Below are 10,006 nucleotides of genomic sequence, written 5' to 3'. Positions count from 1 at the left end.
ATCGCGGACTACGCCGAGCGCTGGGCGCCTGTCCTGCGATCCGCGTGGCGGTGATCGGGCCGGGTCAGACGACCACGGGCTCGCGGTCGTCCTGATCGGCGGCCTCGAGTTCGCGCACGAGCGGCAGCACCTTCTCGCCGAAGTACTCGATCTCCTCCTGGAAATGGAGGAAGCCGGACAGGATGAGATCGACCCCGCGCCGGCGGTATTCGACGATGCGATGGGCGATCTGCTCAGGCGTGCCGATGAGCTGGGTGCGGAAGCCGTCGTTGTACTGGACCAGGTCCTCGAATGTCGAGTCGGCCCACATACCCTTCTTGTCCCCGGTGGACGCGCCGGCCTGCTGCACGGCGCTGTGGAAGCCCTCGACCGCCGGGCGGTTCGCCTTCTCGATGATCTCGCGGAGCGTGTCGCGCGCTTCCTTCTCGGTGTCGCGGGCGATGATGAACCCGTTGAGGCCGACCTTTACCTCGCGCTGGTGCTCGCGGGCGACGGCGCGCAGGTCGGCGATCTGGTCGCTGATGCCGTCGTAGTCTTTGCCGTTGCTGAAGTACCAGTCCGCGTAGCGGCCACCGTTGGCGATCGCGGCAGTGGAGTTACCGCCCTGGAACAGTTCGGGATTGGGCCGCTCGGGCGTGTTGGCGGGCTTGGGCTTGAGGGTGAAGTCGTGGATGCGGTAGAAGTCGCCGCGGAAGTCGACATCGTCCTCGGTCCAGATCCTGCGCAGCACCTGCAGGAACTCGGCACTGCGGCGGTAGCGTTCGTCGTGCTCGAGCCACGGCTCGCCGAGGTGGGTGAACTCGTCCTTGAACCAGCCGCTGACGACGTTGACGGCGAACCGGCCGCTGGAGAGCTGGTCGGCGGTGGCACCCAGTTTGGCGAGCACCGCCGGCTGCCACAGTCCGGGATGGACGGCGGCGATCACCTTCAGGCGCTCGGTGGCCAGCAGGAGAGCGAGGGAGAAGCTGGTGGACTCGTGCTGGAACTCCGCGCCGTAGCTGGCCTCGTACCGCACCTGGCTGAGTGCGTACTCGAAGCCGTTGTTCTCGGCGGTGCGGGCGAGCCGGACGTTGTAGTCGTAGTCCCAGCTGGTGCGCTGTTCGATGTTCGAGGTGACCAGGCCGCCGCTGACGTTGGGCACCCAGTAGGCGAATTTGATCTCGGGGGTGATGTGTTCGGTCGACATGGGCACCAATTCAAGCGTCCGCACCCGCCGCACCCAATCGTTGGAATCAACCCGATCCCAACCGTCGCGAGCGGTCGCGACGGTCGGGACCGGGTCGTCGTCAGGCGGGCTGGACCGCTGCGCCGGCGAGCGGCGACGCGCTGAAGCCGCCGCTCGGCTGGAACCGCGCCAGCACGTCCTCGGCCGGCTCGCCGGCATGCGCGGTGATGAACGCCAGCACGTCGTCGCGGGTGCCGATGCCGAGCAGCGTGCCGGGTTCGGACAGGAACCCGAACAGCGCGGCGGCCACCGGCTCACTCACGGTCGCCGCGGGGAAGAGCAACTCCGCGTGCACGGCGTACTTCGGATCGCCGAGGAACAACCGGGTCACCTCCGCGGCGGCGTGACCGCGGGCGTCCCAGTGCTTTTCGAACTGCTCCGTGAGCCAGCCGGCGGTGAACTCGCCCTCGTGGCCGCGTGCCGCCTCGACCAGCGCCGCCACCTGCACCACGGTGTTCTGTGCGCCCTGGCCGGCGATGGGGTCGAACGCGATGGCGGTGTCGCCGATCGCGGCGACGACGTGGCCCCCGGCCGTGCGGCCCACCGCCCGCCGCACCGTCGGGGTGACGGCCCCGCGCAGCCACGAGTGCGGATCGGCCTCGATGACCTCGAGCTTCTCCACCTCGGGGGCGTCCTGCGGGAAGTAGTCGCGGTACAGCTCGACGACGGTGCGACGCGCGCTGTGGACGTCGGTGACCGCCTCGAACCGCTCGACCCACGGGCTGCCCGGCTTGGCGAAGCCGAGGAAGCTCCACGTCGGACCCGCGTCCTTGTGCAGGTACGGGCCGAGCCAGGCCTCGCCGTACTCGGTGTGCAGGTTGAACAGGTTGTGGGCGCCCCCCGCCTCGGAGCGGTAACCCCACGTGTCCGGGCCGTGCCCGAGTCCCCGGAGCGTCACCAGCAGCAGGGTGCGCTGGGGCTCGCGGTAGACGGTGCGCTCGGCGTCGACGGGAAACAGCGACGACAGGCCGCCCTTGCCGGTCGCGACGAGCGTCAGGTCGTGCTCGGCGGCGATCGCATCGAGACTCTCCGGCGTCACCGCGCGCACCTCGAACCGGCCACCCCGGTCGAGGAAACGGCCCAGCCGGTCGTCCGCCCGAAGCCGGACGTCGACGCCCTGCGCGACGTACCGGAAATCCGGGTCGAACTCGAGGACCTCGGCGCGGGTGTCGCCGTCGCCCGAGTACAGGCGCGTGCTCATGCCGGTCGAATGGGGTCCGTCGGCGTACAGATCCTCGATGATCCGGGCGTCGGACTCGCGGGACTTGCCGAAGTAGACGGCCGTTCCGGTCGCCGGCACGTCGTTGCGCAGCGACTCGCGATCCCGATCGCTGAGGACGGTGACGTCGAATCCGGCATCGAGGAAGCCGAGCGCGGCCGTGGTCCCGGCCAGTCCGGCGCCGACGACGGCGACGGAACGTCGAGTGGTGGTCATGGAATCTCCTCGTGGTGGGCGGTGATGGATCAGCCGACGTAGGCGCGGTGGCGGTCGGTCACGGTCGAGAGGGGCGCGCCGAGCCGGTAGCGGGCGCCCCGATGCTCGTCGGGGAGGCGGTCGCCCTTGCCGAAGAGCTTGTGGCGCAGCGTTCCCTCGGTGTAGGTCGTCGGGTAGGCACCGCGCTCCTGGAGGACGGGGACGACGTGGGTGATCACGTCCTCGAACGAGCCGGGCGTGACGGCATAGGCGAGGTTGAACCCGTCGACGTCGGTTTCGGCCACCCACTCCTGCAACCGGGTGGCGACGGACTCGCCGGAGCCGACGAAGCGGGGGCCCAGTCCGCCGATGCTCGCCCACTCGGCGATGTCGCGGACGCGCCATTCGCGGCCGTCGTCGTCGGCCTCCTGGAACGCCGCGACCGCGGAGCGGATGGCGTTGCTCTCGACGTTGCCGATCGGCTCGTCGAGGTCGTAGCGGGACAGGTCGATACCCATCCAGCCGGAGGTGAACACCAGCGCGCCCTCGAGGCTGGCGTACCGCTTGTACTCCTCGTGTTTGGCCGCGGCCGCCTCGTCGGTGGCGTCCGTGACGATCGTGGCGAGGGCGTAGATCCGCGCGGAGTACGGATCGCGGCCGGCGTCGACGAGCGCGGCCCGGATGCGGGCCACGGTGTCGCGCAGGACCCGCTTGGACGGCGGCCCGACGAAGATCGCCTCCGCGTTCTCCGCCGCGAAGCGCACGCCGCGCGGCGACGCCCCGGCCTGATAGATCACCGGGGACCGCTGCGGTGACGGTTCGGACAGGTGAATGCCGGGCACCGTGAAATGCGCACCGCGATGCCCGATGTGGTGCACCTTCTCCGGGTCGATGTAGAGGCCGCGCTCGGCGTCCCGGACGACGGCGTCGTCCTCCCAGGAGCCCTCCCACAGCTTGTAGAGCACCTCGAGGTACTCGTCGGCGTGGTCGTAGCGGGTGTCGTGATCGAGCTGGTCGGCCTCGCCGAAGTTGCGGGCCGCGGACGGCAGGTATCCGGTGACGACGTTCCATCCGATGCGGCCGCGGGTGAGGTGGTCGAGGGTCGAGAGCCGCCGCGCGAACGGGTAAGGATGCTCGAATCCTGTTCCGGTGGTGATGCCGAAGCCGAGATGCTCGGTCGCCGCGGCCATCGCGGAGACGAGCAGGAGCGGATCGGCCACCGGGACCTGCGCCCCCTGCCGCAGCGCCGCCTCGTCGGTGCCGCCGTAGACGTCGTACGTGCCGAGCACGTCGGCGATGAACAGGCCGTCGAACAGGCCGCGTTCGAGGAGCCGGGCAAGTTCGGTCCAGTACCCGAGGTCGGTGTAGCGATGCGACCGGTCCGCGGGGTGGCGCCACAGTCCGGGGGACTGGTGGGCCACGCAGTTCATGTCGAACGCGTTGAAGCGGATGTGCCGGGTCACGCGATGACTCCGGGGCGACGGCCCGCGCTCCACGCGTAGGGGAGCGGATCTCCGTTGAGCACATGGGCGCCGACGGCCTGCTGCTTGTAGATCAGCGGGTTGTGCGCCGCGACGGTCCGTGCGTTGCGCCAGTGCCGGTCCAGCGCCGCCTCCGACGAGGTGATGGATGCGCCGCCGACCTCGAACAGCTGCGCCGTCGCGTCGAGGACGAGCCCGATCACCACCGACTGGGCGCGGGCGGCGGAAGCCTCGGCGCGGTCGAGCAGTTCGGGGTCGTCGGCGCCCGCGTCGAGAAGGACGTCGAGGTCGTCGGCGACGGCGAGCACGGCGGCGCGGGCACCGAAGGCCGCGGCCGACAGCTTCCCGATCACCTGCTGGACCAGCGGGTCGTGCCGTGGCAGGTCGGCCACGGCGTGGGTGAACGTGCGGGTGCGCGCCCGAACCCAGTCGACGGCGTCGGCCTCGGCGCGCCGGGCGATGCCGGCGAGCACCGCGAGCTGCACCAGCTGCAGGTAGGCGGTCGCGTAGGTGCGGCCCGGGGCGCCGTAGCCGGGCCCGAGGATGCGGTCCTCCGGCACCACGACTCCCGTGAAGGTGGTGGTACCGCTCGCGGTGAGCCGCTGGCCGAAACCGTCCCAGTCGTCGGTCTGCTCGACGCCCTCCTGCCGCGCGTCCACCAGTACCGAGACCCGCTCGCCGTCGCGGTCCGCGGCGACGAGGATGTGGTCGGCGTACAGGCTTCCGGTGCTGTAGTACTTGATTCCGTCGAGGGCCCAGTCGCCGCCCTTGCGGGTGAGGGTCGTGCGGTAGCGGTCGGCGGCACCGACCCCCGGTTCGGTGATGGCGTTGCCGACGAGCGTGCCGTCCGCGGTGGCCGCGAGCCAGTGCCGGGCGCGTTCGTCACCCGCGAGCCGCTGGTCCTCGACGAAGCTCCAGTGCACGCGCAGCGCCTGTGGCAGGTTCGACTCGGCGGCAGCGAGGTCGATCAGCAGGTCGAACAGCTGACGGACCGTGGCACCGAAGCCGCCGAACTCGACCGGTACCCGCAGGGCGCCGAAACGGGCCTCCCGCAGCCACTGCACCTCGTGGAACGGCAGCCGGCGCTCGTGCTCGCGCTGGACGGCTCCCTCGGCGATCCGGTCGAAGGTCGGCCGGAAGCGCTCCCGGAGTTCGTCGTCGGTCACGGCCGGCGTCTGGATCGTTGAACTGCTCACCTGTCATGCTCCTCGGTGTGGCGTCGATGTCGACACAACGATGGACAATCGGGCCCGCGATGGCACCGGTTGCGATCGGCCAGAGTTCAATACTGGCGCCGGGGAACGGGCGTGCGGTCGTCTCAGATCACCCCGTGCCGCGGTGGAGATGTCCCGTCCAGCGTCCAACGGCCGATGTGCTGCAGCTTCCAGCGCGTCGCGTCGTGCAGGGTGTGGGTGCGTGCGTCGCGCCAGTAGCGGGACAGGTTGGCCGCGCCGGATGCGCTTCGGGTGCCGCCCAGTTCGAACACCGCGTTCGCGGCGTCGAGCGCGGCGCGGGTCGCCGCGACCTTCGCGGTGGCGACGTCGATCGATGCCGCCGCGGCGGTGTCGGCGTCGAGGTCGGCGCGCGCGGAGTCCACCGCGCGGGCCGCGACGGTCAGCAGGGCCTGGGCCGCCCGCACCGTGACCGTCACCTCGCCGGCGAGGTGAGCCAGTAGCGGATCGTCCACCGCGCGGTCGACTCCCGCCTCGAAGTGGGGACGGGCGCGGCCGGCCTGCACGACCGCCTCGCGCAGGGCGCCGGTCGCAATCCCCACGTCGATCGCGGCGTGCAGGATCTGTGCCTGTGCCCCGTAGGTGGTGGGCCCGTCGAACAACCCCGAGTACGGGACGATCGACGAGGCGGGCACCGTCACGCCGTCGAGGGTGACGGTGCCACTGGCGGTGGTGCGCTGCCCCATGCCGTCCCAGTCGTCGACGACGGTGAGCCCGGCGGCGTCGCGGGGCACGAACGCCACGGCCTTCGGAGTGCCGCGGCCCGGGGTGCCGCCGTCGCCGACCACACTGGCGCGCACGGCGATCCAGTCCGCGAACAGGGCGCCCGTGCTGTAGAACTTGCGGCCCGAGAGCGTGAAACCCGCACCGGACGGGACGAGCACCGTGGTGTCCACGTCGACGGGATGGGGGCCCCGTTCGCTCTGCGCGTTCGCGAACAGGGCTCCGGACCGCACCTCACCGTAGAAGAACTCCTGCTGATCCGGGGTTCCCTGCGACCGGAGCAGTTCGAGGAAGGTGAAATGGGACTGGGGGATCTGCGCGATACTCGGATCTGCCTCGGCGAGGAGCCGGAAGATCTCCACGAGCGTCTCGGTGGGCACGTCGAGCCCGCCGTACGCGCGGGGCACCGTCACCGCGCCGAGGCCCGATCCGGCGAACTCGCGGATCTGGGTGTGCGGCAGTTCGCGGTTCGCGTCGCGGAGCGTGGCGTTCTCGGCGAATCGCCGGCCCAGCACCGTGGCCGTCTCGAGCGCGTGGTCGCCGTCGACGATCCCGGATGTGACCTCGGCAGTGCCCATCTCAGCGGACCCCGGCGGGAAGGAAGGGAACGCTTCCGGATACGGCGCCGCCGGCACCGCCGGTGAACAGTCCGCGTTCCCGCAGGACCGGTAGCACCCCCTCGCCGAACCAGTACAGCTCCTCGAGGTGCGGGTATCCCGAGAGGACGAACTCGTCGATGCCCAGCGCGGCGTATTCGGCGATCCGGTCGGCGACTTCGGTATGGCTGCCGACCAGCGCCGTCCCGGCCCCGCCGCGCACGAGACCCACCCCGGTCCACAGGTTCGGCGCCACCTCCAGGTTACGGGCGTCGCGCCAGTCTCCGCTGCGCCGGTTGTTCTCGTGCAGGGCGAGCATGCGGCGCTGTCCTTCGGACTCACTGCGTGCGAGACCCGCCTGTGCCGCGGTCACCGTGTCGGGGCCGAGTGCCGCGATCAGCCGGTCGGCCTGCGCCCACGCATCGGCGGCGGTGTCCCGGGTGATGACGTGCAGGCGGATGCCGAACCGGATGGTGCGTCCGCGCCGGGAGGCGAGTTCGCGGATCCATGCGATCTTTTCGGCGACGGCCGCCGGCGGCTCACCCCAGGTGAGGTAGACGTCGGCGTGCTCGGCGGCCACCGGGCCCGCCGCGGCGGACGATCCACCGAAGTACAACGGGGGGACAGGGCTCGGGAGCGTGGCCAGCGCGGCTTCCGAGATGTTCAGGTGCGTGCCGGAGTGGGTGACGGTCTCGCCGGCCCACAACCGTCGGACGATCGAGAGGAACTCGTCCGCTCGGGCGTACCGCTCGTCCTTGCCGAGGTGGTCGCCGTACGCGCGCTGCTCGTGGGCCTCGCCGCCCACCACGACGTTGAGCAGGATCCGCCCCGGGGCGTGCAGTGAGAACGTCGCCGCCATCTGCGCGGCGAGGGTGGGGCTGATCAGTCCCGGGCGGAACGCCACGAGGAAGGCGAGTCGCTCGGATTCGCGCGCCACCATTGCCGTGGTGAGGAAGGCGTCCTCGCACCATGCGCCGGTAGGGGTGAGTGCGCCGGCGAATCCGAACTCCTCGGCGGCGCGGGCGATCGACGCCAGGTACCCGACGGTGGCGCGCCGATCACCGCGGGCCGCCCCGGCGGGCGTTCCGTGGCCGCCGCCGACGATCAGGCGGCTGTCGCCGTAGGTGGGAAGAAACCAATGGAATGCGAGGGACATTGTTGCGAGGTTAAGGGCGGGGCGGAGCGCGGGCCACGGTTGAAATCGGTCCGATTCCAATTCTGGTCCGCGCCGGACGGCGCCCGGCGCCCCTGCCGAGCGGGACGCGTGGACCGGACGACGAAAGGCGGGGCGAGAGAAGAAACTCTCGCCCCGCGTCTCGAACGACGGTCAGGAGGCCAGGATGAGCCCGCGGTCCCCGGTGCCGAAGCGGCGCAGGACCTCCACCACAGCGGGCGACGGCGTTGCCAGCCCCCGTGATTCGAGCCACGGCAGGGTGCCGTCGACGATGTGCTCGATCGTGAACTCGGCACCGAGTGGGAGGATCGTCACGCCGTCGGCCACGCGGGTGGTGTGGATGTCGGCGATCAGTCCGGCGAGGCCGTGCGGGGTGCCGATGTAGGACAGGGTGTCTGCGCGACGACGGCCGTCGAGCAGCGCATACTGCTTGCGGGCGCCGCGGGCCTCCTCGGCGACGAGCACCTCGAGATCGACCAGGACGCTGATGCTGTCGGGATCGCGACCGTCGGCGCGGGCTTCGGAGCGTGCCCGTTCGCGGAGCTTCGCGCTCTCCCTCAGGTCGGCGGCGCGGATCCGGACCACGTTCGACGGCGAGGCGCTCAGGTCGAGCGCCGGTTCGTCGGCGCGTCCGGTGGTCAGATCGGCCCAGTAGTGCGGTCCCTCGGGTCCGGCAAGCTCGACGGCGATACGCAGGGGGCGATGAATGGTCCGGATAGCGTTGTGCGACAAGGGTTTTCTCCTGGAGAATGCGCCGCTCCGGTGGTACTCCGGCGCGACGTGGCGGAAGGGGCTGTGAGCGGTCAGCCCGTACAGATGCCCGAGGAGGTCCGGCCCAGATCGACGTGACGACGGCACCAGCGGGCGACGACGGTCGCTGCGGTCTCGGGTGCCATGGGCGATATCCTACACAATTGGTCGGGAATGCTCGATTCGGTGGTGAACCCGCCGTCCGGGCGGGTTCACCACCGGGGTCATGCGGCGCGGAGCGCGGCGAGCCCCCACTCGCGCGCCAGCAATTCGTACGAACGCAGCCGGTCCTCGTGCCGGTGCGTCACCGACGTGACCACGAGCTCGTCCGCCCCGGTAACGCGCTGCAGCGACTCGAGCCGCTCCGCCACGGTGGCGGGAGCGCCGACGAACTGGGTGATCAGCCGGTCGTCGACGAGGCTGCGCTCCTCGTCGCTCAGCGGTGCCGACGTGGCCGGGTCCGGGTACGGGACGGCCCCGTGGCCGGACCGGATGCTGTGCGTCCAGTGCCCGTACGTGGCCGCCAGGTCACGCGCGGTGGCGTCGTCGTCGGCGACGACCGCGTCGGCGGACACCACCACGTACGGTCGGTCGAGGAAGCGGGACGGGCGGAACGCCGCGCGGTACGCCTCGACCGCCTCGACGGTGGTGCCGGGACTGACGTGGTAGTTCGCACCGAACGGCAGACCCAGCCGTCCGGCCAGCGACGCCGACGGCCCCGCACTGGTCCCGAAGACCCACAGCTCGACGTCCGCGCCCTCGCCGGGGCTGGCGTGCAGCTCGATCCCGTCCTCGGTGCGATAGGTCCCGTCCAGCAGAGCGAGGATGTCGTCCACCTGCCCGTCGAAGTCCGGGGCCTGCGCCCCCGGCTGCTGCAACGCGGCGAACCCGGCGACCAGGCGCGGCGAGGACAGCAACGGCCCGGGCTGGTACGGCGGCGGAATGACCAGGCCGTCGCGCACCTCGGTGGCGCGGTGCGATTCCTCTTCGGCGGCCCCGGACCGGGCGGCCGCGAGCGCCTCCGCCCGGCGTTGTCCCGACCGGCCGAGTCCCAGGTCGATCCTGCCCGGATGCAGCGCGTCCAGCGTGCCGAACGCCTCGACCACACCGGCCGCGGTGTTGTGACCGAGCTGAACCGCGGCGGCGCCGACGCGGATGGTGCTGGTGGCGGCGGCGATTGCGCCGATCAGCACGGCCGGCGACGACGACGCGACGGCGACGAAGTGGTGCTCGGCCACCCAATACCGGCGGTACCCCCACCCTTCCGTCCTCCGGGCCAGGTCGACGGTGTTGTGCAACGCCTGCGCCGTGGTGGATCCCTCGCTGACGGGGGAGAGGTCGAGGACCGAGAGCGGCACCGGATTCGATGCGGTCGTCACCGGGCCTCCTCGTCGCGCGGAGTGCGTTCGCC

8 protein-coding genes are annotated in these 10,006 nt (G+C 71.2%); all 8 read right to left on the bottom strand.

The window, feature by feature from the left end; all coding sequences use genetic code 11:
- Positions 1–64: 64 nt before the first annotated feature.
- Positions 65–1,186 carry a dimethylsulfone monooxygenase SfnG gene (gene sfnG / locus OEY_RS0112555; protein ID WP_010594218.1) on the bottom strand — a complete coding sequence of 374 codons (1,122 nt, stop codon included), beginning with the start codon at positions 1,184–1,186 and terminating at the stop codon, positions 65–67.
- A 100-nt stretch (positions 1,187–1,286) separates the two neighbouring features.
- Positions 1,287–2,660: a styrene monooxygenase/indole monooxygenase family protein gene (locus tag OEY_RS0112550; protein ID WP_010594217.1), complete on the bottom strand. Its 1,374-nt coding sequence runs from the start codon at positions 2,658–2,660 to the stop codon at positions 1,287–1,289.
- A gap of 29 nt (positions 2,661–2,689) precedes the next feature.
- Complete coding sequence (locus OEY_RS0112545; RefSeq protein ID WP_006943659.1) at positions 2,690–4,102, bottom strand: LLM class flavin-dependent oxidoreductase; 1,413 nt, start codon at positions 4,100–4,102, stop codon at positions 2,690–2,692.
- The gene (locus OEY_RS0112540) at positions 4,099–5,316 is read right to left on the bottom strand and encodes an acyl-CoA dehydrogenase family protein (RefSeq protein WP_010594216.1); all 1,218 of its coding nucleotides are present in this window, start codon (positions 5,314–5,316) and stop codon (positions 4,099–4,101) included. Before OEY_RS0112540 ends, OEY_RS0112545 begins: the two co-directional genes overlap by 4 nt.
- Positions 5,317–5,438: 122 nt before the next feature.
- On the bottom strand, positions 5,439–6,653 hold the full coding sequence (locus OEY_RS0112535; RefSeq protein ID WP_010594215.1) for an SfnB family sulfur acquisition oxidoreductase: 1,215 nt from the start codon (positions 6,651–6,653) through the stop codon (positions 5,439–5,441).
- A gap of 1 nt (position 6,654) precedes the next feature.
- Entirely contained in the window at positions 6,655–7,827 is a 1,173-nt protein-coding gene (locus OEY_RS0112530) for an LLM class flavin-dependent oxidoreductase (RefSeq protein WP_010594214.1), read from the bottom strand.
- Positions 7,828–7,998: 171 nt separating this feature from the next.
- The gene (locus tag OEY_RS0112525) at positions 7,999–8,577 is read right to left on the bottom strand and encodes a hypothetical protein (RefSeq protein WP_010594213.1); all 579 of its coding nucleotides are present in this window, start codon (positions 8,575–8,577) and stop codon (positions 7,999–8,001) included.
- Positions 8,578–8,819: 242 nt separating this feature from the next.
- A complete protein-coding gene (locus OEY_RS0112520) occupies positions 8,820–9,974 on the bottom strand; it encodes an LLM class flavin-dependent oxidoreductase (protein WP_010594212.1) in 1,155 nt (384 codons plus the stop codon).
- Between the last annotated feature and the right edge of the window lie 32 nt (positions 9,975–10,006).

The sequence above is a fragment of the Rhodococcus sp. P14 genome, from assembly GCF_000256505.1.
Classification (GTDB): Bacteria; Actinomycetota; Actinomycetes; order Mycobacteriales; family Mycobacteriaceae; genus Rhodococcus; species Rhodococcus ruber.
Note: the sequence above shows the minus strand (reverse complement) of the source record. Positions and strands in the feature narration are given on the sequence as shown.